At 73.1% G+C, this 26,120-nt stretch carries 29 protein-coding genes; 27 read left to right on the forward strand and 2 right to left on the reverse strand.

The window, feature by feature from the left end; all coding sequences use genetic code 11:
• Positions 1–115: 115 nt before the first annotated feature.
• The 24 genes from UK12_RS03350 (at position 116) to UK12_RS03465 (ending at position 19,687) form a co-directional block, all read left to right on the forward strand.
• Positions 116–301 (forward strand): acyl-CoA carboxylase epsilon subunit, encoded by a 186-nt coding sequence (locus UK12_RS03350; RefSeq protein WP_045299304.1) that lies wholly within the window; start codon positions 116–118, stop codon positions 299–301.
• A 210-nt stretch (positions 302–511) separates the two neighbouring features.
• On the forward strand, positions 512–766 hold the full coding sequence (locus UK12_RS03355) for an acyl carrier protein (protein ID WP_045299306.1): 255 nt from the start codon (positions 512–514) through the stop codon (positions 764–766).
• 41 nt (positions 767–807) lie between these two features.
• Entirely contained in the window at positions 808–2,040 is a 1,233-nt protein-coding gene (locus tag UK12_RS03360) for a beta-ketoacyl-[acyl-carrier-protein] synthase family protein (protein WP_156178512.1), read from the forward strand.
• Positions 2,037–3,212: a beta-ketoacyl synthase N-terminal-like domain-containing protein gene (locus UK12_RS03365; protein ID WP_231591020.1), complete on the forward strand. Its 1,176-nt coding sequence runs from the start codon at positions 2,037–2,039 to the stop codon at positions 3,210–3,212. Before UK12_RS03360 ends, UK12_RS03365 begins: the two co-directional genes overlap by 4 nt.
• Positions 3,209–4,177, forward strand: coding sequence for a beta-ketoacyl synthase N-terminal-like domain-containing protein (locus UK12_RS03370; protein WP_045299308.1), 969 nt, complete (start codon positions 3,209–3,211; stop codon positions 4,175–4,177). The genes UK12_RS03365 and UK12_RS03370 overlap by 4 nt, the downstream gene beginning before the upstream one ends.
• Positions 4,174–5,055, forward strand: a complete 882-nt coding sequence (locus UK12_RS03375) for an alpha/beta fold hydrolase (protein WP_052681459.1) — start codon at positions 4,174–4,176, stop codon at positions 5,053–5,055. Before UK12_RS03370 ends, UK12_RS03375 begins: the two co-directional genes overlap by 4 nt.
• Entirely contained in the window at positions 5,055–6,068 is a 1,014-nt protein-coding gene (locus UK12_RS03380; protein WP_045299310.1) for a thioesterase family protein, read from the forward strand. Before UK12_RS03375 ends, UK12_RS03380 begins: the two co-directional genes overlap by 1 nt.
• A gap of 26 nt (positions 6,069–6,094) precedes the next feature.
• Positions 6,095–7,279 (forward strand): beta-ketoacyl-[acyl-carrier-protein] synthase family protein, encoded by a 1,185-nt coding sequence (locus UK12_RS03385; RefSeq protein WP_045299311.1) that lies wholly within the window; start codon positions 6,095–6,097, stop codon positions 7,277–7,279.
• Positions 7,276–8,304 (forward strand): beta-ketoacyl synthase N-terminal-like domain-containing protein, encoded by a 1,029-nt coding sequence (locus tag UK12_RS03390; RefSeq protein ID WP_156178513.1) that lies wholly within the window; start codon positions 7,276–7,278, stop codon positions 8,302–8,304. The genes UK12_RS03385 and UK12_RS03390 overlap by 4 nt, the downstream gene beginning before the upstream one ends.
• A gap of 63 nt (positions 8,305–8,367) precedes the next feature.
• Positions 8,368–9,162, forward strand: a complete 795-nt coding sequence (locus tag UK12_RS03395) for an SDR family oxidoreductase (RefSeq protein ID WP_045299312.1) — start codon at positions 8,368–8,370, stop codon at positions 9,160–9,162.
• Positions 9,162–10,145, forward strand: a complete 984-nt coding sequence (locus UK12_RS03400; protein WP_045299313.1) for an alpha/beta hydrolase — start codon at positions 9,162–9,164, stop codon at positions 10,143–10,145. The genes UK12_RS03395 and UK12_RS03400 overlap by 1 nt, the downstream gene beginning before the upstream one ends.
• Positions 10,138–10,464, forward strand: a complete 327-nt coding sequence (locus UK12_RS03405; protein ID WP_045299314.1) for a hypothetical protein — start codon at positions 10,138–10,140, stop codon at positions 10,462–10,464. The genes UK12_RS03400 and UK12_RS03405 overlap by 8 nt, the downstream gene beginning before the upstream one ends.
• A 1-nt stretch (position 10,465) precedes the next feature.
• Positions 10,466–10,873, forward strand: a complete 408-nt coding sequence (locus UK12_RS03410) for a hypothetical protein (protein WP_045299315.1) — start codon at positions 10,466–10,468, stop codon at positions 10,871–10,873.
• A 1-nt stretch (position 10,874) separates the two neighbouring features.
• Positions 10,875–11,270: a hypothetical protein gene (locus tag UK12_RS03415; protein WP_045299316.1), complete on the forward strand. Its 396-nt coding sequence runs from the start codon at positions 10,875–10,877 to the stop codon at positions 11,268–11,270.
• A 37-nt stretch (positions 11,271–11,307) separates the two neighbouring features.
• Complete coding sequence (locus UK12_RS03420) at positions 11,308–12,408, forward strand: beta-ketoacyl synthase N-terminal-like domain-containing protein (RefSeq protein WP_045299317.1); 1,101 nt, start codon at positions 11,308–11,310, stop codon at positions 12,406–12,408.
• A gap of 56 nt (positions 12,409–12,464) precedes the next feature.
• A complete protein-coding gene (locus tag UK12_RS03425) occupies positions 12,465–13,415 on the forward strand; it encodes an ACP S-malonyltransferase (RefSeq protein WP_197084519.1) in 951 nt (316 codons plus the stop codon).
• Between the two features lie 35 nt (positions 13,416–13,450).
• Positions 13,451–13,714 (forward strand): acyl carrier protein, encoded by a 264-nt coding sequence (locus UK12_RS03430; protein ID WP_045299318.1) that lies wholly within the window; start codon positions 13,451–13,453, stop codon positions 13,712–13,714.
• Positions 13,714–14,097 (forward strand): 3-hydroxyacyl-ACP dehydratase FabZ family protein, encoded by a 384-nt coding sequence (locus UK12_RS03435; protein WP_045299320.1) that lies wholly within the window; start codon positions 13,714–13,716, stop codon positions 14,095–14,097. Before UK12_RS03430 ends, UK12_RS03435 begins: the two co-directional genes overlap by 1 nt.
• Positions 14,094–14,645 (forward strand): 3-hydroxyacyl-ACP dehydratase FabZ family protein, encoded by a 552-nt coding sequence (locus UK12_RS03440; protein WP_231591021.1) that lies wholly within the window; start codon positions 14,094–14,096, stop codon positions 14,643–14,645. Before UK12_RS03435 ends, UK12_RS03440 begins: the two co-directional genes overlap by 4 nt.
• A gap of 27 nt (positions 14,646–14,672) precedes the next feature.
• Positions 14,673–15,413, forward strand: a complete 741-nt coding sequence (gene fabG, locus UK12_RS03445; RefSeq protein WP_045299322.1) for a 3-oxoacyl-[acyl-carrier-protein] reductase — start codon at positions 14,673–14,675, stop codon at positions 15,411–15,413.
• The gene (locus tag UK12_RS03450) at positions 15,406–16,176 is read left to right on the forward strand and encodes a 2-hydroxychromene-2-carboxylate isomerase (protein WP_231591022.1); all 771 of its coding nucleotides are present in this window, start codon (positions 15,406–15,408) and stop codon (positions 16,174–16,176) included. Before fabG ends, UK12_RS03450 begins: the two co-directional genes overlap by 8 nt.
• A 71-nt stretch (positions 16,177–16,247) precedes the next feature.
• Entirely contained in the window at positions 16,248–17,234 is a 987-nt protein-coding gene (locus UK12_RS03455) for an alpha/beta hydrolase (RefSeq protein ID WP_082119260.1), read from the forward strand.
• Between the two features lie 8 nt (positions 17,235–17,242).
• Positions 17,243–17,779 carry a hypothetical protein gene (locus tag UK12_RS03460; protein ID WP_045299324.1) on the forward strand — a complete coding sequence of 179 codons (537 nt, stop codon included), beginning with the start codon at positions 17,243–17,245 and terminating at the stop codon, positions 17,777–17,779.
• 357 nt (positions 17,780–18,136) lie between these two features.
• On the forward strand, positions 18,137–19,687 hold the full coding sequence (locus tag UK12_RS03465; protein ID WP_045299326.1) for a DHA2 family efflux MFS transporter permease subunit: 1,551 nt from the start codon (positions 18,137–18,139) through the stop codon (positions 19,685–19,687).
• A 7-nt stretch (positions 19,688–19,694) separates the two neighbouring features.
• Here UK12_RS03465 and UK12_RS03470 read toward each other — a convergent pair whose 3' ends face one another.
• Positions 19,695–20,531: an NRDE family protein gene (locus UK12_RS03470; protein ID WP_045299328.1), complete on the reverse strand. Its 837-nt coding sequence runs from the start codon at positions 20,529–20,531 to the stop codon at positions 19,695–19,697.
• 199 nt (positions 20,532–20,730) lie between these two features.
• Between UK12_RS03470 and UK12_RS03475 the strand changes: the two genes are divergently transcribed.
• The 3 genes from UK12_RS03475 to UK12_RS03485 all read left to right on the forward strand — a co-directional run bounded on the left by UK12_RS03475 (position 20,731) and on the right by UK12_RS03485 (position 24,272).
• On the forward strand, positions 20,731–21,573 hold the full coding sequence (locus UK12_RS03475; protein WP_045299330.1) for a sulfurtransferase: 843 nt from the start codon (positions 20,731–20,733) through the stop codon (positions 21,571–21,573).
• A 12-nt stretch (positions 21,574–21,585) separates the two neighbouring features.
• Entirely contained in the window at positions 21,586–21,864 is a 279-nt protein-coding gene (locus tag UK12_RS03480) for an isocitrate lyase/phosphoenolpyruvate mutase family protein (RefSeq protein WP_052681462.1), read from the forward strand.
• Positions 21,865–22,130: 266 nt separating this feature from the next.
• A complete protein-coding gene (locus UK12_RS03485) occupies positions 22,131–24,272 on the forward strand; it encodes a tetratricopeptide repeat protein (protein ID WP_045299332.1) in 2,142 nt (713 codons plus the stop codon).
• On the opposite strand, the gene UK12_RS03490 is transcribed toward UK12_RS03485, so the two are convergent.
• Complete coding sequence (locus UK12_RS03490) at positions 24,223–25,500, reverse strand: hypothetical protein (RefSeq protein ID WP_045299487.1); 1,278 nt, start codon at positions 25,498–25,500, stop codon at positions 24,223–24,225. The genes UK12_RS03485 and UK12_RS03490 overlap by 50 nt on opposite strands.
• Positions 25,501–26,120: the final 620 nt, after the last annotated feature.

Genomic DNA, 26,120 nt, shown 5'->3' on the forward strand with positions numbered 1-26,120 from the left:
ACCCCGCCGAGACCCGGCAGGTCCTCGCCTCCTCCCTCGCCATGCTCCGCACCAAGCACGCCGACCTGCCCAGCCGCAAGCACGGCAACCCACCGATGTGACCGAGGAGCAGAGCATGACCGCAGCCACCACCCTCACCGTCGTCCGCGGCTCCCTCACCGACGAGGAGCTCGCCGCCCTCACCGCCGTCCTGCTGGCCCGCGCGGCCGCCGCCCGGGCCACCGCCGCCGTCGTGGTGCGGCTGCACAGCTGGCGCCCGGCCGACTACACCTCGCCGGTCAGCTGGCGGCGGGCCGCGTAGGCCCGTGGGCCATCCGTCCCGCCGGCCGTCGGCTGTCAGGAAATTGCCAGCCGAATTGAACGCCGGGTGAAGCCCGGAAGTGGTTGGCATCAAGTTGCCGGACCGATTGTCCTCCCGTGTCCGGTCTGAATAACGTGATGAGCACCGCAGAGGACTTCGGCAAGTCGACCGGTCCTTCTCCAAGCTGTCCGAGAGAGAGTGAGGCCCACCATGGCGGCCACCACCGCAGAACGCCGGGAGACCATCAAGGAGATTGTCTGCGACATCCTCGAGATCGACCCGGACGAGGTGACGCAGACCAGCCGTTTCAAGGAGGAGCACGACGCCGACTCGCTGCGTGCGATCGAGATCCTGGCCTCCCTGGAGAAGACGTTCGGGATCGTCATCAACCAGTCCGAGCTCGGCCGGATGGTGAATCTCGACGGCGTGTACGAGGTGGTCGCCGAGTCGGCCGGATGGAATTAGTCCACCGTCGGATTCCGGCCCGCCAGATATCGGGGGTGAACATGTCTGATGTACCGGCAAACAGGGTTGTCATAACCGGGCTCGGCGCGGTTTCCAGTATCGGCCTCGGCACCGCCGAGTTCCTGGCCGGGCTCCGGTCGGGACGCAGCGCCGCCAAGCCGATCACCGCGTTCGACACCGAGGGCTTCGAGCACGCCAACGGCTGCGAGATCGTCGACTTCGAGCCGGGGGAGTGGATCCGGAACTTCGACGTCGACGAGCTCGGCAGGGCCAGCCAGTTCTCGGTGGCGGCCTCCCGGATGGCGGTCGCCGACGCCGATCTGGCGGAGGAGGACCTGCGCACCCGCCGCTGCCTGATCTCGATCGGCACCACCGACGGCGAGTCGCGGGACCTGGACCAGCTGGTGGAGACCGAGGTCAGGGAGGGCCCCGAGCGGATGGACCGGACGGTCGCCGCGCGGGTGCCGGCCGGCCGGCTCTCCGCCGCCGTGGCCCGCGAGTTCAGGCTCAGCCAGGTCGAGGCGGTGACGCTGCCCACCGCGTGCGCGGCGGGCAACTACGCCATCGGCTACGGGTACGACGCCATCCGCTCCGGCGAGGTGGAGTTCGCCCTCTGCGGCGGCGCCGACGCGCTGTGCCGGAAGACCTTCACCGGCTTCTACCGGCTGGGCACCATCGCCCCCGAGCGCTGCCAGCCCTTCGACATCGACCGCAAGGGCATCCTCACCGGCGAGGGCGCCGGGGTACTGCTGCTGGAGAGCCTGGAGTCCGCGCTCTCGCGGGGCGCGCACATCTACGCCGAGGTGCTCGGCTACGGGCTCAACTGCGATGCGTACCACCCGGTCGCGCCGAACCAGGACAGCGTGGCGCAGTGCATGCAGCGGGCGCTCGACGGCGCGGGCGTGAAGCCCGAGGAGGTGGACTTCATCTCCGCGCACGGCACCGGGACCAAGGCCAACGACGTCACCGAGGCACGGGCGATCCGCCAGGTGTTCGGCGACCGGACCCCCAGGACCGTCTCGATCAAGTCGATGATCGGCCACAGCATGGGGGCGGCGAGCGCGCTGGCGTCCATCGCCTGTGCGCTGGCCATCACCGAGGGGTTCATCCCGCCGACCATCAACCACGTGGCGACGGACCCCGAGTGCAACGTCGACTGCGTGCCGAACCGGGCCATCGAGGCCGACCTGCGGGTGGTGCAGAACAACGGCCTGGCGTTCGGCGGCAACAACTCGGTCGTGATCTTCGGCAAGTACCAGGCGGCCCGCCCGTGACGGCGGCCCTCCCGGTGGAGCCGGGCACGCTGAGCCAGGCGGTGGTCGGCCTGGGTGCCGTCACCAGTATGGGCGAGGGGGTGGACGAGGTCTTCGACGCGCTCTGCGCGGGCCGTTCGGGCCGGGCCGAGCTCCGGGGCTTCGACCGCAGCCGGTTCCGGGCGCAGCACGCGTACGAGATCGACGACCGCCCGGCCGGCGGCGGGGACGTGCCGGGCCGGGCCACCCGCTGGCTGGTCCGGGCGATCGAGGAGGCGGCCAGGGACGCCGGTCTCGGCGAGGACCTGGCCGAGGTGCCGATCCTGATCGGCACCGGACTGCGGGAACTGCGCTCGGCCGAGCTGAAGTGGCGGGACGGGGCCGAATTCGACCTGGCCGCCCTGCACTTCGGGACGGCGCTGCGGGCGCGCTTCGGCGCGGTGCGCACGTACACCTTCTCCAACGCCTGCTCGGCCTCGCTCTACGCCCTGGCGCTGGGCAGCGACCTGCTGGCGGCCCACGGCGCGGACGCGGTCATCGTCGCCGGGGTCGACACGCTCACCGAGAGCATGTACGGCCTGCTCGACCGGGTGCACATGGAACCGCCGGACCGGGTACGGCCGTTCGACCGCGACCGCAAGGGCGTCCTGATGGGCGACGGGGCCGCCGCGGTGGTCCTGCGCCGGGACGGCGCCCGGCCCGGTGGCCGGGTCCGCGGCCGGCTGCGCTCGGTGCACGTCAACTGCGACGCGTACCACGTGACCGCGCCCGACCCGGACGGCGTCGCGGAGGCGGTCCGGGGCGCGCACCGGCTCGCGGGTGTCAAACCCGAGGACATCGACCTGGTCCTGCTGCACGGCACCGGGACGCTGCTCAACGACGAGGCCGAGGCCACGGCGATCGGCCGGGTCTTCGGTCCGCACACGGGCAGCCCGCTGATGACCGCGGTGAAGTCGATGACCGGGCACACCTCCGGCGGCTCGGGGCTGCTGAGCCTGATCGTCGCCCTGCGCTCACTGGAGTCCGGCCGGGTGCCGCCGACGGTCGGCCTGCGGACCCCGGTGGCCGAGGCCGCGGACTTCCGCTTCGTGCAGGGCACTTCGGCCCTGGCCGAGCTGAGGCTCGCCCAGGTGGACGCGTTCGGATTCGGCGGCGTCAACGCGGTCGCCGTGGTGGAGAGGGCGGACCAGTGAACCCGACGGGAATCCTGGTGACCGGGGTCGGACTCGCGCTCCCGGGGGCGAGCCGTCCGGCGGACCTGCTGCGGTCCGCGCCGACCGCGGGCGAGCCCGCGGTGGACCCGGCGGCCGTGCTCGGCAGGCGCGGACTGCGGTACAAGGACCGGGCCTCCCAGCTCGCGCTCTGCGCCGCCCGGGACGGGCTGCGCGCGGCCGGGCTGCTGGCGGACGAACTCACCGTCCCCGGCGGATCGGTAGGCGTGGTGGTGAGCTCCAACCTGGGTAATCTGGACACCGTCTGCGGCGTCGCGGACGAGATCAGGGAGCTCGGCGTCAACGGCATCAGCCCGATGGGCCTGCCGAACGCCTCCAGCAATGTGATCGCCTCCTCGGTGGCGATCAGGTACGGGCTGCGCGGGCCGAACCTGATGGTCTGCAACGGCGCCACCTCCGGCCTGGACGCGGTGTACTGGGGTGCGGCCATGGTCGCCGCCGGTCGCGCGGAGCGGATCCTGGTGGTCGGCGTCGAGACCAGGAACCGCTGGGTGAGCGGCCTGTCGGGCGCGCCGGAGGAGCAACTCCTGGACGGGGCGGTGGCCCTGGTGCTGGAGCGGGCCGAGGCCGCCGAGGCGCGCGGGGCCGTCGGCACCGCCGTCCTCGGCCGGTATGCCAGAGGGGCCGGGGAGGAGCGCTGCCTGGACCGCCTGCTCGACGGGTCCGGCGAGGCGCCCGTCGCCTGGTTCGTCCCGGAGGGCGGCCCCTCGACCGGCCGGCTCGCCGCCGACGTACCGCGCAGCGACCTCAGCGAGGTGTTCGGCCGGTCCTCGGGCGCCCTCGGGGTGCTCCAGTGCGCCGCCGCCACCGGCTGGTTCGCCGCGAACGGGGCGGACGGGCGGCGCCCGGTGCTGGTCACCTCCGGCACCGACCGGGACGACGCGGTCGCCGGGTTCCTGCTCACCCCGGTCGGGGCCGCCGGATGACCGCCGGCCCCGCCCCGGTGACGGTGCGGCTGCGGCGGGCCGGGCACGGCGACGCACCCCTGCGGGTGCTGCTGCTGCACGGACTGGCCGGCGGCGCCAACGTCTGGGACGACTACCTCGGCCTGGCCGGCCACGGCCATGAACTGTGGGCCGCCGAACTGCCGTGGCGCGCCGAGGCGGTACCGGACTGGTCGCGGCACCCGCCGGCGCACTGGACCGCCCGGGCGATGGCCCAGGTGCCCGGCGGCCCGGACGTGGTGGTGGCGCACTCCTTCGGCGCCGCCGCGCTGCTCGCCCTGCTCGACGGGCAGGGCATGCCGGCGGCCGACCTGGCGCCGGCCGGGGTGGACGCGTTCAGCTGGCACCGGCTGCGCGGGGTCGTCCTGGTCTCGCCGTTCTACCGGGCCGACCCCGGGCAGTTCGACTGGGAGACGATCTCCTACTACCTGAACGGGTTCGACCGGATCCTGGCCGACGGTCTGCGGGTGCGCTCCGGCGGCCGGATCGTCGGAGAGCTCCGCCAGGAGATGGCGCTCAAGGTGCGGGAGCGGATCGGACCCTACGGGTGGACCGGCTTCTTCGACACCTATCTGCGGACGCCGTACCTGGACACCCGGCGCCTCGCCGGGCCCTGCCTGGTGATCGGCGGGGAGGACGACTTCGCGGCCTTCCCCTCCGACAGCGAGGCGCTGGGCGCGGCACTCCCGGACGCCACCGTGAAGATCCTCGGCGGCTGCGGCCACTTCGCCATGATCGAGCGCGCCGCCGAGTTCGCCGCGCTGACCGACAGCTTTCTGGGCGCTGCCGCCACCCGGACCCGACCGGGTCCGGGCGGCGGGTGCCGGACACCCAACCAGCATGCAAGGGAGCAGTTCTGATGCCCGCAGTGACCGCCGAGGCCGTCAAGGCGCTCGTGGAGACCGAGACCAGCGTGCAGCTGCGGCCGCGCTACGAGGGCTCCAACATCAACACCTGGATCGGCTTCAAGCACGTCAACTACCTGGTGGAGGAGGCGATCCTGGAGCACTTCCGGGGCGCCGGCCTGGGCAGCCGCCTGCTGTTCGAGGAGTACGGGCTCGGCCTCGACCTGGTCGATCTCGACACCCGGATCCTGCACGCCTTCCACCAGGACGACGTGGCCCGGGCCGCGGTGGTCCCGAAGGCCGCGGACGCCGGCCTGCTCGGCTTCACCGTCGTCCTGTACGTCGAGCGCGACGGCAAGGAGCTGAAGGCCGTCACCGCGAAGGCCAAGGTGGCGCTGCGGGTGGACGGTTACCTGGAGCAGGCGGCGGTGCCCGCCGAGCTGGCGCGCTTCGCCGTCGAGCGGATCGGCGCCCTCGCCGAGCCGGGCGAGCACCACGGCGCCGAGGTGGCGGAGGCCGCCAACACCGCGCTCTCCGAGGGCCGGGGCACCTCCGGCGCCGACCCGGTGCTGGCCCTGCTGCTGGCCGGGTCGAACGCCTTCGGCTGGAAGTGGCGGATCCCCTACCCGTACTGCCACTTCAACGAGCGGCTGGCGATGTCGGGCTACCTGCGGCAGGTCGAGGAGGTCGTCGACCTCTTCCTGGCCGACCGGGGCATCTCGATCAAGACGCTGCTGGACGACCGGAAGTGGATCCCGGTGGTGCCGCACTCCCGGATCCGGTTCCTCGACGAGGCGCTGATGGAGGAGGACCTGTACACCGTGTTCACGGTGGAGGAGGTCTTCAAGGACTTCACCTACACCGCCAGGACCGACTTCTACGTGGTCCGGGACGGCCGCCTGGTGCAGACCGCCACCGGCCGGATCACCCACGGCTACGCGGTGTTCGAGAACCGGCGCGACTGGAGCCTGGTCACCTTCGACGACCGGGTGGTGCGCGCGTTCAACGGCGAGCCCGCAGCGCACTGAGACCGACCCGACCGGAGGGGGACCCGATGAACGACGTGCTGATCACCGGCCTGGGTGTGATCTCCCACCTGGGCAGCGGACTCGATGCCTTCTGGCAGGGGCTGAGCGCCGCACAGAGCGCCCCGTCGCGGGTCCCCGACCCGGACGCACGGATGGACCTGCCGCTGATGTACGCGGTGCCCGAGGCCGACCTGCCCCGGGGGCCCGAGCGGTACGGAGACCTGGTGCTGGGCCGGGGCTCCCGGCTCGCCGTCGAGGCGGCCGCCCAGGCGGTGGCCGACGCGGGCCTGGGCGACGTGCCGCCGCACCGGGTCGCGGTGGTGATCGGCACCGGGATGGGCGACTCCGGGCTGCACGAGGAGTGGCGGACGGCCGGCCGGCCCGGCCCGGGCCCGTGGTCGCCGGTGTTCTCGGTGGCCTCGGCGGTCGGCTCCTGGTTCGGTGCCGAGGGCGCCAACTCCAGTGTCAGCAACGCCTGTGCGGCCAGTGGCTTCGGGCTCTCGCTGGCCGCCGACCTGATCCGCTCGGGCGAGGCCGACGTGGTGGTGGCCGGTGGCGCCGAGGCGTACTCGCGGGTCGCGCTGGCCTGCTTCAACCGGCTCGGCGCGATCGACCCCGAGCGGTGCCGTCCCTTCGACCGGCACCGCAAGGGGACCCTGTTCGGCGAGGGGGCCGGGATGATGGTCCTGGAGTCCGCCGCCCACGCGCGGGCCCGGCACGCCCCCCGCTCCTACGCCAAGCTGGCGGGTATCGGCTGGAGTTGCGACGCCCACCACGCGACGGCACCCGAGCCGACCGGGGTCCAGATCACCCGGGCGATGCGGCAGGCGCTGGCCGAGGCCGGGGCCGGGCGCGAGGAGGTCGGCTGCGTGGTGCCGCACGGCACCGGGACCGAGCTGAACGACACGGTGGAGAGCCAGGTGCTCAACACGGTGCTGGACACCGGGCCCGACCGGGTGCCGCTCTACAGCCTCAAGGCCCTGCTGGGGCACACCGGCGGCGCCGCCGCCGCGCTCGCCACCGTGGCGGCGGCACAGATCCTCTACCGCAGGACCGTCCCGCCGAACGTCGTCACCGGCGAGCAGGACCCGGAGTGCAAGGTCTTCCTGCCGACCGCGGCGCTGCCCCTGGCCGGACGGTTCGCCCTGGTCAACGCGTACGCCTTCGGCGGCAACAACGTATCGCTCGTCCTGCAGGAGGCCGGGGTATGACCGCGTCGCAGAGCTTCACGTCTCCGGTGGACCTGGTGGTCTCCGGCATCGGGGTGGTCACCCCGTGGGCGGACGCGCCGGTGGCGGCGGCCGGAGGGCCCCGCCCCCCGGGTCCGGAGGACTGGTTCGACCACCGCAGGCGGCTCGGCCCGCGCGGCTACAAGTACCTGCCCGGTGCCACCCAGTACTTCCTGGCGGCGACCAGGCAGGCGCTCGCCGACGCCGGGGAGATCCGCCAGGACGGGGACCTGGCCGACGAACAGCGGCGCGGTGCGGCGGTCGGGACCAACAGCGCGGCCGTGGCCCTGCACGAGTCGATGGACCGCACGGTGATCGCCGAGGGCGCGAACGCGCTGAGCCCCGCCACGGCGCCGTACTTCTCGATCAACCTGTTCGGGAGCCGGCTGGCCACCGAACACGCGCTCAAGGCCTTCAACCTCACCCTCACCTCACCCCGGGTGGCCGGTTTTGAGGCGCTGGAGGCCGGGGCCAGGTCGGTCTCGGCGGGCCGGGCGTCCTGGCTGCTGGCCGGCGCCACCGAGGAGGCGCTGCCGGCCGCCCACCCGGGGTCGGCGGAGAGCGAGCGCGGAGCCGTCGCCCTGGTCCTGGAACCGGCGGCGGACCTGCGGTCCAGGGGTGGGCGCGGCTACGGCCGCTGCCGGGCGCGCAGCTTCTTCCTGGCGCCCGACGGCGCGGCGTCGCCGCAGGGGCCCGAGCGGGCCGGAGCCCTGATCGACCGGGCCCTGGCCGGGCTGGGGGCTCCGGCCGGACTCGGCCGGTTCACGGGCACCGGCGGCCGGGTGGTCGCCGTGCTCGACGACTCGCCGGTCGCCGCCGCGGTGGCCGCCGCCCTGGGCTCCGGGGCGAGCCGGGTGGCGGCCGGTGCGGGATCGCTGGAGCCGCTGCTCCAGGTCGCCGGGGCGCTGGCCGGGCTGCCGGGACCGGTACTGGTCGTCACGGCGGCCCGCGAGGGGAACCTGGCCCTCGCCCTGCTCACCCCGACGGCCGCCCGCCGGGCCGGCTGAGACCGGCCACCGGGACCGCCCCGCCGGGCCGACGGCCCGCCCACGAACGAGGAGAGAGAGTTCATGACGACGTCACTTGAGGGGACCTGGGCCCTGATTCTCGGGGCCTCCAGCGGGATCGGGCTGGCGAACGCCAGAGCCCTGGCGCTGGAAGGGGTCAACATCCTGGGCGTGCACTTCGACACGGCCGAGGGGCAGGAGAAGACCGCCGCGACCGTCGAGGAGCTGCGGGCGACGGGTGTGGCGGTGCACTTCTTCAACGCCAACGCCGCCGCCGCGGCCACCCGGGCCGAGCTGGTCCCGCGGTTCGCCGAGCTGACCGGCGGCAGGCCGCTCAAGATCCTGCTGCACTCGCTCGCCTTCGGCACCCTGCTGCCGTACCTCCCGGCCGACGGCGGACCGGCCATGACGAACCGTCAGATGGACATGACCCTCAACGTGATGGCGCACTCCCTGGTCTACTGGACCCAGGACCTGCACCGCACCGGCCTGCTCGGCGAGGGGTCCGGCATCTTCGCCATGACCAGCGCCGGGGACCAGCGGATCAGTGCCAACTACGGCGCGGTCTCCGCCGCCAAGTGCGCGCTGGAGTCGCACGTCCGCCAGCTGGCGGTGGAGTTGGCGCCCAGCCGGGTCGCGGTCAACTCGCTGCGGGCCGGGGTGACCGTCACCCCGTCGCTGGAACGGATCCCCGAGCACCGGACGCTGGTCGAGCTCGCCACCCGCAACAACCCGCACCGGCGGCTGACCCGGCCCGAGGACGTCGCCGAGGCGGTGGTGCTGCTGTCGCGCGCCTCCTCCTCGTGGATCACCGGGAACATCATCGGCGTCGACGGCGGAGAGGCGCTGACCACCTGATGCCCGCCACCGCCCCCACCGACCGGCAGCCGGGCGGCTCCGCCCGCCGGCTGCCCGGCCCGCTGCGCGTGCCGTACGCCGTGCTGAGCGCGGTCGGCCTGGCGGCCCGGCACGCCTTCGAGCTGTACCACCCGCCGACCGCCAAGCCCGGCCGCACCCCGCGGAACAAGGGCCTGCCGCTGCGCGAGTTCGTCCTCACCACCAGCCGCGACCGGATCCCGCTGCACGGCTGGGTGGTGCCGGGCCAGGGGCCGCACACCGTGGTGCTCTGCCACGGCATGGGGCGCACCAAGTCCAGCACCCTGGGGCACATCGAGCTGCTGCACCGGGCCGGCTGGCACGTGGTCGCGTACGACCTGCGCAACCACGGGGAGAGCGGCCGGGACCGGCGCCGGCTGAGGATGGCGGACCGGTTCACCGGGGACCTCGCGGACGTGCTGCGCTGGGTCCGCGCCGACCCGGAGCTCGGCGGCGGCGAGATCGCGGTGTACGCGTTCTCGTTCTCCACCTGGGTGGCGCTCAGCGTGCTGAAACGGCTCGACGACCGGGTGGCGGCGGTGGTCTGCGACAGCGGCCCGATGGCCGACATCGGGGCGGGGCTGGCCCACTACGCCGGGCTGCGCAGGTCGACGCTGCCCGAGCAGCTCCGCGAGGGGTTGGGCTTCGCGGTGTACCGGGCCGGCTTCAGCGCGATCTGCGGCCGCATGCTGGCCGCGCCCGACTGGCCGCCGGACCTCGGCCGGGTGCCGACCCGGCTGATGTTCGTCGCGGGGGGTCAGGACCCGGTCGTCCCCGAGTCCCGGATCGCCCCGGTGGCGGACCGCTACCCGGACGCCGAGCGCTGGACGGCACCCAACGCCATGCACATGAACGCGATTCGCTTCGACCGGGAGGAGTACCGGGAGCGGCTGCTCGGCTTCCTGGCCCGGTCCTTCGCGACCCCCGACCCCGAGCACAGGAGGAGGACCGCCGCCCGTGGATGAGTACCTGCTGATCGAGTCCCAGGGCCCCTGGGGCGGTCCCGGTGCCGACCGCTTCGTCGCCGACGCGGTACGGCTGCGCGAGAGTGGCTGCCCGGTCTCGCTGTTCCTGGTCGAGAACGGCGTGACGGCCGCGCTCACCGGCGGCGCGCCGGTCCTGCACGACCTGCTGAAGCTCGGCGGACAGCTCTGGGTGGACACCTTCTCCCTGGACCACCGGGCGCTCGCTCGGGAGCGGCTGCTGCCCGGAGCGCAGCTGGTGGACATGGACCGGGTGGCCGCGAAACTGCTCGAAACCGGGGTCCGGGGGGTGTGGCACTGAGATGGGACGGCAACTCCCCCGTGCGGACGTCCTCCTGGCCGTGATGGGCGGTCCGCACGTCAACGACACGGTCACCAGCGCCGTCCGGCTCGCCCAGGCGCTGCTGGAGCGCGGCGCCACCGTCCAGATCTGGACCTGCGGCCACGCCACCGGACTCACCAAGCAGTCCCTCGGCGGCTCCAAGCCGCGCAACCTGGAGAACTGGGAGTACGACTACCCCTCCAGCGCGATGCTGGCCAAGGAGCTGCTGGACAGCTTCCCCGAGCAACTCACCTGGTACTCCTGCCGGTTCTGTACGGAGGAGCGGGGATCCCAGCCGCACATCGAGCAGATCAGACTCCGCCCGCCGTTCAAGTTCACCGAGCACCTGGACGCCGTCGACAACGCGCTGTTCCTGGGGGTGTGCTGAGATGGCCGACCACCGGAGAAGGCTACTGATCATCGAGCGGGCCTACCGGGGCGCGCTGGAGACCCAGTTCGCCGACGTGCTCTACCTCGCCCGGGAACTGAACCGGCAGCAGGGCGGCACGGACATCCTGCTGCGCGGGCTGGCGGTCACCTTCGCGGCGGCCGACCCCGGTCCGGCACCGGCCATGACGGTCGGCCGCCGGAAGCTCGAAACCCTGCCCGCCCCACGGGACTCGGTGCGGAGCCTGCTGGAACACGGGGCAACGGTCTGGGCCGAGGAGGTCGACCTGGCCGCCTTCGAGACCGGCCCCAACTGGCTCAGGGCCGGCGTCCGCAGAGCCGGGCCCGCCGATCCGCTGCCGGACTGGTCCACGTACCGGGGCGTCTACTTCCTGTGATCCTCCGGATCCCGAACTCCTCGAAGGAGCAAGCCCGATGGAAACCTCCGCCGCCGCACGCGGCCCCCTGATCTCCGCCTGGTCGGTGGTCTCCCCGTTCGGGATGGACACCGCCGGCTTCGCCTCCGGACTGCGCTCGGGCCGCGCCGCCGACCTCCCGCTCGACCCCGAGTCCTGGCAGGTGCCGGTCGAACGGGCCTGCCTGGTACCGGGGTTCAGCAACCGCGAGGTGCTGGGCCGCAAGGGCACCCGGTCGATGGACCGGGTGACCGGACTCGCGGTCGCCGCCGTCGGCCGGCTGCTCCAGGACGCCCGGGGCGAGCGCATCCCGGGCGTGGGCGAGGACGCGGCCCTGGTGCTGGGCACCAACACCGGAAGCGCCCAGAGCATCATGGACTTCACCCGGGACTCACTGGTCCAGGAGAAGCCGTTCTTCGTCGACCCGGCGCGGTTCCCCAACACGGTGATGAACTGCGCGGCCGGCCAGTCCGCGATCTGGCACCGGCTCAAGGGCCCCAACACCACCATCGCGGGCGGCCGGGCCTCCGGCCTGCTCGCCCTCAACTACGCGATGCGGCTGAAGAAGTCGGGGCACGCCACAACCGTGCTGTTCGGCGCGGTCGAGGAGTTCTCCGCGGCCAGGTCCTGGCTGGAGTGGCACACCCGGGGCCGCACCGAGGCGGTCCTCGGCGAGGGCGCCGCCGTCCTGCTCCTGGAGTCGGACGAGGTCTCCGCCGAGCACGGGCGGCCCGGTCTGGCCCAGGTGCTGGGCCTGGAGTTCGGCGTCTACCACGAGCCCGGGACGGAGTACGCCGTACTCGTCGACTGCGTCCGGCGGCTGCTGGCGAGGACCGGCCTGCGGTCGGACGAACTTCGATACCTCGCCGACTCGCACGCCGGACAGGACGCCGCGACGGCCGAACAGGCCGCGCTGGCCGAGGTGTTCGGCAGCCACCGGCCGGAGCGGGTCCGGTGCGCCGAGCTGATCGGGGACACCAACGCCGCCGCGGCCGCGTTCCAGATCGCCGCCGTGCTGGCCGCCGCCGAAGGGCAGCCGGACGCCGCGGGCGGGGTCGCCCTGATCACCTCCATCGACCGGGACGGCGTGGTCGGCTGCGCCGCACTCCGGCTGTGCTGACCGTGCCGGGCCCCGGCCGTGCCGAGGCGCCCGCCGCCGACGAGAGGAGACCGATCGTGACCGCCGAACCCACCGGGAGTACCGGAACGGCGCTGCTCTTCCCCGGGCAGGGCACCCAGCGTGCGGGCATGGGCGAACCCTGGCGCGGCACCGACAGCTGGTCGCTGGTGCCGGAGCTGTCCGAGCTGACCGGCGCCGACGTCGAGGAGCTGCTGCTCAGGGCTGACGACGAGTCGCTGCGCCGCACCGACCTGGCCCAGATCGCCGTCTTCAGCCTCTCCCTGCTGGCCCACCGGGAGTACGTCGGGCTCGGCCTGGACGAGGAGCCGCCCGGCTTCTTCGCCGGGCACAGCCTCGGCGAGTACACCGCGCTGGTCGCGGCGGGCGCGCTGTCCTACCGGGACGCGGCCCGGCTGGTCGCCGTCCGGGGCCGGGCGATGCAGGCGGCCGCGACGCTCCGCGAGGGCAGTATGTGCGTCCTGCTCGGGGTCGAGGCGGAGACCGTGCTGAAGGCCGTCGAGGAGGCCAGGGCGGCCGGCCAGGAGGTCTGGGTCGCCAACCTCAACGCGCCCGGCCAGGTGGTGATCTCGGGGACCGCGTCCGGTCTCGGCCATGCCACCGGCCTGGTCGAGGCTCCCGGCGTCAAGGCGGTCTCGATCCCGGTCGGCGGGGCCTTCCACAGCCCGCTGATGGCCCCGGCCGCCGAGCTGCTCCGACCCGCCCTGTCCGAGGCCCGGTTCGCCGACGGGCACCGGCCCGTGGTGGCGAACGTGGACGCCGCCGCACACACCGGCGTCGACGGCTGGTCCGCTCTGCTGCTCGACCAGTTGGTGAGCCCGGTCCGCTGGGCGCAGAGCGTCCGGGCACTGACCGGCCCGCTCGGCTGCGGCCGCCTGGTCGAGCTCGGCCCCGGCCGGACCCTGGCCGGAATGGCCCGCCGGATCAGCCGGCCGACCCCGGCCGTGTCCCTGAACACCCCGCAGGACCTGCGCGCACTGCGCCCCTGACCACCCACCGAACCACCCACCCAACGGGAGAGAACATGTCCGAGACCGCAGCCACCGCCCTGGACAAGGAAGACCTGCGCCGCACCGTCGCCGACGTCCTCGACGTGGACGAGGCCGAACTGACCGACGAGGCCGACTTCGTGGAGAACCTCGGGGTCGACTCGCTGATGGCCCTGGAGGTCATGGTCGTGCTGGAGAAGAAGTACTCGGTCAAGCTCGGCGAGTCCGAGCTGAAGGAGGTCACCTGCCTGCAGAAGGCGTACGACCTGCTGGCCGCCAAGCTGCAGGACGCGGCCTGATGCCGGTCCGCGCGGCCGGACCGGTCCAGGGCACGCCGAAGGTGCTGGCGAACGGCCCCGACCTGGTCGCGGTCGAGGTCACGGTCGAGCCGGGGGAGCAGGTCTTCCCCGGTCACTACCCGGGCTTCCCGATCTTCCCCGGGGTCTGCGTGGTGGAGTACGTCCACCTCGGGGCCCTGGCCACCGCACCCGCCCCGGGCCTGCGGCTGGAGGCGATCGAGTCGACCCGCTTCCTCAGTCCGGTCTTCCCCGGTGACCGGCTGGTGGTCGAGCTGGACTGGCAGCGCAAGGGCGGCAGCTGGCGCTGCAAGGCCACCGCCGGCACCGGACGCGGCCGGGCCGCGGCGGTCCGGCTCCGCTTCGCCGAAGGGAGTGCCCGGTGATCACCATCAGCGGGATCAAGCGGATCCTGCCGCACCGCTACCCGATGCTGCTGGTCGACCGCGTCGACGAGCTGGTCCCCGGCGAGCGGCTGACCGCCCGCAAGGCCGTCACCGCCAACGAGCCCTGGTACCGGGAGCTTTCGGCGGGGGCAACCGATGAGCAGCACGCCTACCCGCCGGTGCTGCTGGTCGAGTCCTGGTGCCAGGCGGCCGGCGTGCTGGCGGCCTGGGACACCCCCAACCCCGATGTCCTGGCCGGGCAGGTGATGCTCTTCGGCAGCATCTCGGAGGTGGTCTTCCACCGCCCGGTCCTGCCCGGGGACGTCCTGGAGCACCGGATCCGACTGGTCCGGGCGCTCAGCGACACCGTGATCTTCGAAGGCGAAGCCCTGGTGGACGGCGAACCGGTCCTGGAGGTGGGACGGGTGGTGATGGCCATGCGTCCGGCCACCGAGCTCACCGAGGCCGCCGCAGGTCACGTCGTCGCCGACCAGGCCGTCGCCGCCGCTCGGGCCGTCGTCACCGACCGAGCCGTCGCCACCAACTGAGTCGCCACCAACGGAGGAGAAGGACAGATGTCGGCCACAACAGGCAGGGTGGCGCTGGTCACCGGAGGCTCCCGGGGAATCGGCCGGGCCACCGTGCTGCGCCTCGCACGGGACGGCCACGACGTGGCGTTCTGCTACCGCTCACGACCGGACGCCGCGCAGGAACTGGAGAAGGAGGCGGCCGAACTCGGCGTCCGGGTGGTCGGCCTGCAGGCCGACGTCGCCGAGGCGTCCTCGGTCCGGGCGCTCGTCGCGGCCGCCGAGGACCGGCTCGGTGCGATCGACACCGTGGTCACCTCGGCCGGGATCGTCCGCGACCAGCCGCTGCTGCTGATGAAGGACGAGGACTGGCACCAGGTGCTGGACACCAACCTGGACGGCACCTACCACGTCTGCCGCTCGGTGGTCTTCGAGATGATGAAGCGCAAGTCCGGCTGCATCGTGAACATCTCCTCGGTGGCCGGGGTCTACGGCAACCCCACCCAGAGCAACTACTCCGCCTCCAAGGCGGGCATCATCGGCTTCACCAAGGCGCTGGCCAAGGAGGTCGGCCAGTACGGCATCCGGGCCAACGTGGTGGCCCCCGGCTTCATCGAGACCGACATGACCTCCGGCCTCTCGGACAAGGTCAGGGAGCAGGCGGTCCGGAGCGTCCCGCTCCGCCGGCTCGGGCGGCCCGAGGAGGTCGCGGACATGGTGTCGTTCCTGGTCGGCGCCGAATACGTGACGGGAGCGGTCTTCCAGATCGACGGGGGCATCGTTGTCTGAGTCCGCCGTGCCGGCGCCGCGCGGGGCGAAGCGCGGCCGCTCGCGCCGGATCCCGCCGCGCTTCTACTTCTCGCTGCGCAGCCCGTACTCCTGGCTCGCCTACCGCGATCTCCTGGACCGGTACGGCGAGCTGGCCGGACGGCTGGAGTGGCGGCCGTTCTTCGAGCCGGACGAGCAGAGCGCCAAGGCCCTGGCGGAGGCCGGCGGCAGCTTCCCGTACGTGGCGATGTCGCGGGCCAAGCACCTCTACATCCTCCAGGACGTCCGCCGGCTCGCGGGCGAGCGAGGGCTCCGGATGGCCTGGCCGATCGATCACGAACCCTGCTGGGAGGTGCCGCACCTGGCCTATCTGGCGGCCCTCGACGCGGGCCGCGGACCGGAGTTCATCGCTGCCTCCCACCGGGCCCGGTGGGAGGAGGGCCGGGACATCTGCGACCGGTCGGTGATCGCCGAGCTGGCCGCCGAGCTCGGCCTGCCGGGCGGGCGGCTGGCCTCGGCGGCCGACGACCGGCAGCTGCGGGCCCGAGGCGTGCAGGCGCTGCTCGCGGTGGACCGGGACGGCGTCTTCGGGGTGCCGTTCTTCGTCGACCGCTACGACAAGTACTGGGGCGTCGACCGGCTGCCCGCCTTCGCCGCCGCCCTCGACGGCGCCCTCGACGGCGGCAGCGCGGCAGTCCGGCAGCAGCCCGCCGCCGCGCTGGCGGAGGCGCGGCCCACGGCTGCGCCGGGCGGCGACGCGGGGCACGCCGGAGGTTGCGGCTGACGCCCAACTGGGCTGTGCCGTATGCATAATGAGGTCGGGGGACATGTCACCGTGACCGGGGGAGGACTCAGATGGACGGTAGTGCACAGGACCCGGTGGACCCCGGCGGGACGGCCGGGGCGCCGCCCGCTTCCCGCCCGCACCGGGTGACTCCGCTGACCAGGGCCATTGCCGCGCTGGCCGTCCCGGTGGTCCCGCTGTACGCGGCCTTCCTCTCGTACCTCGTCTTCCATCCGCCGCGCCGTCCCCACCACCGGACTCCCGAGCAATTCGGCCTCGATGCGGAGGAGTTGCTGATCCCGCTGGACGACGGCCCGGCCGGCCGGGGGCGGAGCCTGCACATCTGGCTCTGCCCCGGCGGCCCGGACCGGGTGGTGGTGGTCGGGCACGGAATCGGCCTGAGCAAGTCGGCGAGCCTGGCCCAGGCGCAGTTCCTGCACGAGGCCGGTTACACGGTGGCCATGTTCGACCACCGCAACCACGGCCGCAGCGGTACGGACCGGGCCTCCTGGGGCCTGAGCCGTCGGCACACCGACGATGTGGCGGCGGTGCTGGACCACCTGCGCCGCAAGGCCGGGTACGCCGACGCCAGGTTCGCGGTCTTCGGCTTCTCGTTCTCCACCTTCCCGTCGCTCTATCTGCTCCGGCGCCCGGACTGCGCGGTGGACGCGATCATCTGCGACAGTGGCCCGGCGCTCGAACTGCCGCCGCTGTTCCGGAACTTCGTCCTGGCCAAGGGGGTTCCGGTGCCCGCGCCGCTGCGCACCGAGCCGTCGCTGGGGCTGCTGGGCCGGGTGTTCGGCTCGATCGGCACGGCGATGCTGCACGCCGAGTGGCCGCCACCGGCCGAGGACGCCTACCTGCGGACACCGGTGCTGATGCTGGCGGGCGACAGCGACAGCATCATCCCGGTGGAGGGGGTCCGCGCGCTCGCCGACCGCTACCCCGGGGCCGAGGTGCGGGTGCTCCCGGGGACGGGGCACCTGCAGGGGATGAAGACCGCCCCGGAGGAGTACCGCAGCGCCGTACTCGACTTCCTCAAGCGGGCGTTGGGGTAGCGGCCGCGATGCGCAACCCACGGGTCTGGGGCACCCGCCCCGAGGAGCTGACGGCCGGCTACCCCTGCGACGGTCTGCTGGCCGGGCCGGTGCAGGAGTGGTTCCGGGCCGTCACGGTACGGGCCGATCCGGACACCGTCTTCCGCTGGCTGTGCCAGCTGAAGGTCGCGCCGTACAGCTACGACAGCCTCGACAACTTCGGCCGGCGCAGTCCCAAGGAGCTGACGCCGGGGGCGGATTCGCTGGAGCGCGGGCAGCGGGTCATGACCATCTTCGAGCTCACCTGCTTCGAGCCGGGCCGCCATCTCACCATGGTGATGGAGACCCCCTGGGCGCGACGGCTGTTCGGCGACTACGCGCTCAGCTACACCGTGTCCGGGGACGCCGCCGGCCACACCAGGCTGGTGGTCAAGATGCGGGTGCGCCACGGCACCGGGCTGATCGGGTCGATCCGGGACCGGGCGATGCCCTGGGGCGACCTCCTGATGATGTCGCGGCAGCTGAACACCCTCCGCGAGCTGGCGGAGCGGAGCGCCCGGCCATAGGGCCCGTCTTCAAACTCCCGCCTGCCGGGCAACACCGGGGCACGTACCTCGCCGCGTTGTCGTCGGTCGCCGATGGCCTCCAGCCTCCGGCCGGGCGGTGCCCCCACCGCATGGACTCTCCCCCAGCCTTCGGCCGGGAGGTACCCCCATCCTCCGCCTTGCGATGCACGCACCCCGACGCCGCCCGGCCCGCCCTCCGGGCGGACGACGGGAGTTCGAAGACGGGCCCAAGGCCGCCGCCCACCGAAATGGCAGGTAACTGCCAAGCAGCCGGGATTCGTTGACCGTCGATCGGCAGCATGAGGACGATTGGTCGCGGCGCGGCGGGTCCGCGAACCGATTCCGAGAGGTACTCCCATGGTTCAGCAGCTCGCCGGGCACGAGTCGGAACAGGACGGGGTGAAGGCCCCGGCCCCGCCGGGACTCCGGCGGTGGTTCGCGCTCGGTGTCCTGATCCTCGCCCAGCTGACCGTCTGGCTGGACAACACCATCCTGAACGTGGCCCTGAACACCCTGGCCTCACCGGACGAGGGAATCGGCGCCACCACCAACCAGCTCCAGTGGAGCATCAGTTCCTACACCCTGATCTTCGCCGTGATGCTGTTCACCGGCGGTGCGCTCGGCGACCGCTACGGCCACCGCAAGCTGCTGCTGACCGGCATGGTGGTCTTCGCCGCCGCCTCGCTCTGGGCCGGGCTGTCGACCACCGCGCCCCAACTGATCACCGCCCGCGGTGCGATGGGCATCGGCAGCGCGCTGATCATGCCGGCCACGCTGTCCCTGCTCGCGGTGGTCTTCGACGAGCGGGAGCGCCCGCTGGCCATCGCGATCTGGTCCGGCGCCAGCGGTCTGGCGATCGCGGCCGGTCCGCTGGTCGGCGGCGCGCTGCTGGAACGGTTCTGGTGGGGCTCGGTGTTCCTGGTGAACCTGCCGCTGGTCGGTATCGCCCTGATCGGCGCACTGTTCCTGCTCCCGGCGGCCCGGACCGTGCACCGGGTCAAGCTCGACCCGCTCGGCGTGCTGCTGTCCACCGTCGGTCTGCTGGCCGTCGTCTACGGCATCATCGAGGGCGGCCACCGCAGCGACTGGACCAGCCCGGTGGTGCTCGGCACGATCATCAGCGGCCTGGTCGTGCTGGCCGTCTTCGTCCGGGTCGAACTCCGGGTGGAGAACCCGAGCTTCGACGTCCGGCTGTTCGCCAGCAGCAAGTTCGCGGGCGCCAGTGTGGCGGTGATGCTCACCTTCTTCAGCCTCAGCGGGTCGATGTTCTACACCTCCTTCTACCTGCAGGGGGCGCTGTCGCAGACCCCCTTCGAGGCCGGTCTCAACCTGGTCCCGGTGGCCGTCGGTGTGCTGCTGGGCGCGCCCCTCTCGGCGCCGCTGGTCCGCAGGCTGGGAGTCGGTCCGGTGGTGGCGGCGGCGATGCTCGTCGCGGCGGTGACCTTCCTCGCCTATCTGGGGCTGGGGCTGCACACCGCGATGGCGTGGTTCTGGCTGCTGCTGCTGGTGCAGGGGCTGGCGATGGGCGCCGCCGTCGCGCCGACCACCGAGGCCGTCATGTCGGTGCTGCCGCCGGACCGCACCGGCGCCGGATCGGCGGTCAACAACTCCATGCGGCAGATCGGCGGAGTGCTCGGCGTCGCGGTCCTGGGCTCGCTGCTGAGCAGCACCTACAGCGCGGACGTGGCGCCCAAGCTGGCGGCGCTCCCCGCGCCGGTGGCGGCGGTGGCGAAGGAGTCCGCCGAGGCGACCCGCCAGGTCGCCGGGAAGGCCGGCCTCCCGCAGCTGGTGGACGCGGCCGACCGGAGCTTCCTGCACGCCATGCACGTGACCTCGGTGGTCGGCGCGATCGTGGGCGGACTCGGCGCCGTGGTCATCTGGTTCGCCTTCCGGCGGGCCCGGAGCTGAGGCCGGATCAGGCCGTCAAGACCTCGGCCGGCTCGGTGGACGGCGTCCGGGGGTCCAGGCCGACCCGGTGCCAGGCACCGCTGCCCGGTACGGAGTTGAAGTCGTACCGGGCTTCGGCCGGCCCGAGTGCGACCAGCGAGACGGACGTGCTGCCCCAGATCCGCCCGTCGCCGAAGTCGCGGCGCTGGATCAGGGCGGCCGGGTCGTCGAGGTCCAGTCCGTCACCGGCGGCGATCGGCAGCCACTGGCCCCACGCCTCACCGGTCGGGGCGCCGGTCGGGCTCACGGTCGGTTCCGGACGCGCGGCGGCCGCCAGGCGGGGACGGAAGTGCGCGACCCGCGCGGCCATCATCCCGCCGGCCCGCTCCGAGGCCGTACGGTTGGCCGCCCGGCCCTCCAGTCCGTCGTTGACCACGACATGCAGTCCGGGCGGCAGCAGCCGCTCCACCAGCTCGTGCCCGGACCAGCTCAGCACCCGGACCTCACCGGCCTGTGCGCAGACGAGATGGAACGGGTCGTACCGCTCCGGATCGAGCAGGTCGAGGCCGCCGTCGGCCACGGCCATCAGCGGCAGGTCCCCGCGCGACAGGCGCACCGTCGGGTCGGCCGCCGGACCGAAGCCGTTGAGGAGGCAGGCCATCCTGGGCGGCTCACCGGCGCTGCCCGGATTCAGCGCGAGCCAGCTGCCGCCCGCCAGCAGATCCTGGCCGCCGACCAGGGCGGGCCGTGACGGCCAGTACCGGTCCGGTGGCAGCCAGTCCCGGCCGGCGTACTCGTCCCGTACGGAGAGGACGACAACCGGCGTGGGAGAGCCCGGATCTATGCTGACGAACGCAGTGCACACGACGGGCCCTTCGGCTTGGATCTACCGCTGTCAGCCATTGTGTACCGAAAATTCGTGCCAGAAACGCGCAGATGTTCGGGAATTGACACGTTCGCGGACCGCTGCGATCTTGGCGTGGCTACGCCGACCGGCCTGCCGACCGCTCCGGGCGACCGGATCCGGACCGGACACCGCCGGAGCCGAAGAACGAAGGTGCGCGATGAGTCCGCTGCCCGTCCCCGGCCCCCTGGTCACCGTCGACTGGCTCGCGGAGCGGCTGGACCACCCCGATCTGATGGTGCTCGACGCAGGTGTGGGCGCCCACCGCAACGCGGAGCTGCGGATCCCGGGCGCGCGGCCGTTCGACATCGACGGCGCGCTGTCCGACCAGGCGAGCCCCGTGCCCCACACGATGCCCGGCACGGAGCACTTCACCGGGCAGCTGCGCGCGCTCGGGGTGAACAACCGCAGCGCCGTCGTGGTCTACGACGGCGCGGGCATCTACTCCAGCGCCCGCGCCTGGTGGATGCTGCGGGCGATGGGCTTCGACCGGGCCGCCGTCCTCGACGGCGGCCTGCCGGCCTGGATCGCCGCCGGCCTGCCCGTCCAGTCCGCGGCCCCGGCGGAACCGGTGCCCGGCGACTTCGCGGCCGAACCGCGCGAGGGCCTGATCGTCGACCGCACGGTGGTGCGGGCGGCGCTGTCCGACGACACCACGGCGGTCCTCGACGCCCGTACCCGGGAGCGCTTCACCGGGCAGGCGAAGGAGCCGCGGCCCGGGCTGCGGAGCGGCCACATGCCCGGTGCGCTGAACCTTCCGTTCGGCGACCTCCAGGAGGGCGGCCGGATGCTCCCCGCCGACGAACTCCGGGCCCGCTTCACCGAGCTGGCCGGGCAGCGCGAACGCCTGGTCTTCAGCTGCGGCTCCGGGGTCACCGCCTGCGTCCTGGCCCTGGCCGCCGACCTGGCCGGATTCCGCGACCTCGCCGTCTACGACGGATCCTGGAGCGAGTGGGGCCTGCCGTCCGACCTGCCCGTGGTGTCGCCGGCCCGACTCCGGTGAGCGGCCTGCGCCGTGGCCGGGGGCCGGTCAGGGCTGCTCGACCTCGACGAACTGCGCACCCTGTGCGCCCGTTCGCCCCTGCCGGTCAACGCCATGGCCGTTGCGGGCGGCCCGAGCGTCGCCGAGCTCACGGCGGCCGGGGTGCGCCGGATCAGCCTGGGCACGGCCCTGGCCCAGTCCGCCTACACCGCGGCCCATCGGGTCGCCGTGGAACTGCTCGGCCAGGGAAGCAACACGGCGCTGGACGGCTCGCTCGGCTTCGGCGAGCTGAACGGCCTCTTCCGCCGCTGAACAGGCGCACCAGGAGCGCCTTCGGCGGTGCGGCCGCCCGGGGTTCCACCCGGGTCCACGGCACTGGTCCGCCTCGGTCGGTCCCGCCGGCTGCGTCGCCCGGCCGGACGAGTGGTCAAAGCCGGGTGCCGGGCGCGGTTCTCCTGGCTGCGTCGGGCTCCCGAACTCCTCTGCGCGGGCGCTCCGGCAGGCTACCGTTGAGCCGGACGCAACAGGCTTGGAGCGGTGGTGGACCTCTGCGCCGCGACGGACCGGGGGGATGTGGTGTGGTGGATCCGCTGTCGTTGTCGGCGGTGACGGCCTTCCTGGGCGCGGCCGGCGCGGGGATGGCCAACGAGGCGGGGAAGCGGGCCTGGGAGACGGTGGGTGGGCTGGTGGCCCGGGCGGTGGGCCGGGAGGTTCCGGCGCCGGCCGGGGCGGCGGAGCGGGAAGCGGTCGCCGGTCTGCTCATGGCGGCAGCCCTCCGTGACCCCGACCAGGCCAGGGCACTGGCCGCCGTGATGAGCAGGAACGGTACCGGCCGGGCGACGGTGCACGGGGTACCGCGGCTGCTGCCGGCCTCGGCCCGCTTCTTCACCGACCGGAAGGGACCGCTGGCACTCCTCGACCGCGAGGCCGCTCGCAAGCCCGACGGGCTCCCGAAGGTGGCCGTCCTGCACGGCCCCGAGGGAATCGGCACCAGCTCCCTCGCCTTCCACTGGGGCGGTCGTGAAGTCGGCAGGTTCCCGGACGGAAGCCTGTACGCGGACCTCCGAGGCGGACCGGCTGTCAACGCCCCGACCACCGCCACGGTCCTGAGGCACTTCCTGCTCCAGCTCGGCGTACCGGCGGAGCACGTTCCGCCTGCGGTCGAGGACCGGATCGATCTCTTCCGGACCGTGCTCGCGGGCCGGAGCCTGCTGGTCGTGCTCGACCACGCGCAGTCGGCCGCCCAGGTCCGGCCGCTGATCACGGCCGCGCCCGGGGTGTTCACCGTGATCGTCGCCCGTCGCCCGCTCACCGGCCTGGACGCGGTCACGATTCCGGTCGGCCCGCTGTCCGACAAGGACGCCAAACGCCTGTTGACCGAACTCGCCGGCAAGTCGGCCATGACGGCAGCCCGTGCCGCCCTGCCGTCGGTGCTGGAGCGTTGCGCGGGCTCCCCGTTCGCGCTGCGTGCCGCTGCCCCGCAGTTGGCGGATCCGCCGGTGCCGCCTCCTCCCGTCGCCGGCGGCGGCGCGGCGAGCGCGGGCGGCCCGGTGCGGGTGGCAGCCGAGCAGGCATATCGCCGGCTCGGACCGGAAGCGGCCAGAATCTACCGGCTGGGATCGCTGCGGCCCTGGCCCTCCCTCAGCGCGGCCGCAGCAGCTGCGACGGCCGACGTGTCAGAGGCCGAGGCGGGACGACTGATGGCCGAACTCGCCGATCTCCAACTGCTGGAGAGCACTGCGGACGGCCGCTACCGGTACCGTCCGGCGGTGCGTTCCCACGCGGAGGAGACCGCCGCCCGCGAGGACGGCCTGGCCGGGTGCGCCGCGACAGTGGCCCGTACGGTGGACTGGTACCTGCGCTTCGCCGTCCAGGCGGACTACGCGGCGCTGAAGGAACGCTGGCATCTCGGTCCGCTCTACGGCGAGCTCGGACCAGGCGGATACGAGGGCGAGGGTGCGGCGATCGCCGCGCTGGCGGGCGAGTTGGGCAATCTGGTGGAAGCCGCGCTCGCCGCCGAGGAGTTCGGCCACTACGACATCGTCTGCCAAACCGTCGAGGCTCTCTGGGCGGTTCAGCTCAAGGCCGGTTGCCACGACGCCGTGCTTCCTGCGCTGCGGGCCGGGGTCCGCGCTGCCGGACGGCACTGCGCGGGCACCCGGATGGCCGGCCGGATGCACACCCAACTGGCCCTGGCCCTACTGGAGTCGCAGCGCTACGAGGAGGCCGAGAGCGAGCTGCTGGCAGCCGCGGACGACGAGGCCCGGGCCGGGCACGCGCGCGGTCGGGCGACCGCCATCGAGACTCTGGGCCTGCTGCGGCTGCGGCAGTGGCGCTTCCAGCCCGCACTGGAGTGCTTCGAGGAGGCCGACCGGCTGCTCGGAGAGATCGGTCCTGCCGACGAGGGCGCCGCCGATCTGCCGCGTGCCCGCGCGCTGTTGCGACGCCATCGGGGACGGGCCCTGCGGGGCCTCGGCCGATTCGACGCGGCGGGTCAACGGCTCGGGACGGCGCTGGAATTCTTCCGGGAGACCGGGGAGCGCTACAACACGGCCCGGGTGCTGACGGACCTCGCCGAGATCCATCTCGACAGGTTCGACCACGTTGCGGCGCTCCCGCTGATCGACGAGGCCACCGCTCTGCTGAGCCGGGAGAACGCCACGATCCACGTCAACTACCTCGCCGCTCTCCGCGTGCGGTGCCTTCCCGGACAACCGTGACCCGTACGTGTTGCGTGCTCGCTCCGGTCCGCACGGTCAGCCCGGCTGCCACCAGCTCCGCTACGTCCGAGCCGGTGCTCAGCCAGGCGTGCAGCGCCGAGGCGTGCGCAGCCGGATCGGCGGCCGACTCGGCCGTCAGCCGGAGCAGCAGTCCACTGCGGTGCAGCACGCTGCACTCGTCGGGGCCTGTGACGTAGGCGGCGAGCGAAGCGGACGGGTACCGGTCGAGCACCTCGGCTGCCCACATGCAGGGGGAGCCCAGCCGGGGGTCGTCCGCGTCGCCGTACCGGAGGATGACGTCGGCGATCTCCAGCACGCTGGGATCGAGAGTGTCCTCGTGCGCCGCGATATGCCCCTCGCCGCCGCCGTCGGGTTCGTAGCGGGGCTCGACGAAGCGTTGGACGGCGATGCTGCCGTCCGCTGCGGTGTGGGTGAGGACGCGCAGTGGTGCCGTGCGCAGCGGCGGCTCGTACGGCGGCAGGGGCAGTGGGTCGAGCACCGCCGGAGCGGCGGGCTCGGCGACGCCGATCAGCCGGTAGAAGAGGCCGCGCAGCAGTGCCGCCGACCGGCCTGGCGCGGAGGTCGTCAGGCCGGCCGGTCCGTCGAGGGGGCGGTGCTCGGCCAGGAGCCTTTCCAGCTGGGGCAGCAACGCGCCGTACGGATCGAGGCGGGGTGCGGATCGGACGAACGCCGCCACTGGTGACGACGCTCCAAGCGCCTCCAGCGGGGCGGCTCCCAGGAGAACGGGGGTGCCGCAGGCGGCCGCGTAGTAGCTGACCGATCCGAAGTCGCCGATGACCGCGTCAGCGGCTATCAGGGCCTGGCGCCAGCCTTCCAGCGGGTCGATGAGCGCGAGCCCCGCCCGCCGGGCCCGGTCCAGCCACAGACGGACCTGACCGGGGCCGTGGCCGTGCCAGATGTTCGGGTGGAGCACCGCGGCGACCCGGTACTCGTCGGCGGGGAGCTCGGAGGTCAGCCGGGGCAGCAGGAGCGGGAGGACGTCATCGGGGCCGGCGTCGCCGAAGAGCGAGGTCGGATTCCAGGTGGAGTTCAGGAGAACGAAGCGCTGCCCGGGACGGACCCCCAGAGCCCGGCGGTACCGGTCGCGGTGGTGCCGGGCGGCGAGGATACGGTCGAAACAGGGATCGCCGCCCAGTACGGCGGTCGGCACGGCCTCGGGGCAGGCATCGGCCAGCCGTCCGATCTGCTCGGGATGGGAGAGGACCATGGCATCCGCGACAGGGATGCCATCGGAGAGGAGCCACTCGGCCCCGAGCCCGAACACCGGTGCCTGGTTTCCGGTTTCCGGTTTCCGGTTTCCGGTTTCCGGTTTCCGGTTTCCGGTTTCCGGTTTCCGGTTTCGCCAGCTTCTTATTGTATCCGACGCCATGGGAGAGGACGGCCAACTTCCCCTGAACGTCAGCGAGTTGGCCGCCGAAGCTGGCGGATATGGCCAGGTCCACGGGAGTGGAGAGCGCCTGCTCCCACGGCAGTACCGGAACGCCCGTCGAGGCGAGTAGTTCCGTCACGCCGGCCTGGAAGGGCGATGATCCGGTGCAGGTCGCCAGCAACTGGAGTCGCAGATCATCGCGGAACAGCGGAAGCACATCGAGCAACCGAGTCGCCGCCGTCACGTTGTGAACGACCAACAGGACTCGGCGACATCGCCCGCGGGTGGCCCATCGGGTCGCCTCGGGGCCCACGGGTACGCGGACCCGGTGCTTCAGGTCCTCGTCCACGTTGGCACTCCTCCAGCCCTGCCGCATCGCCGTCGTCCCGATGTGGCCGATCCGTGTCCGACGGAGGCCGGCAGCGCCAACCTACCGTGTCGGGTGGTCGGTGTTGCAG

It is taken from the genome of Saccharothrix sp. ST-888 (assembly GCF_000955975.1).
In the GTDB taxonomy this organism is placed as follows: domain Bacteria; phylum Actinomycetota; class Actinomycetes; order Streptomycetales; family Streptomycetaceae; genus Kitasatospora.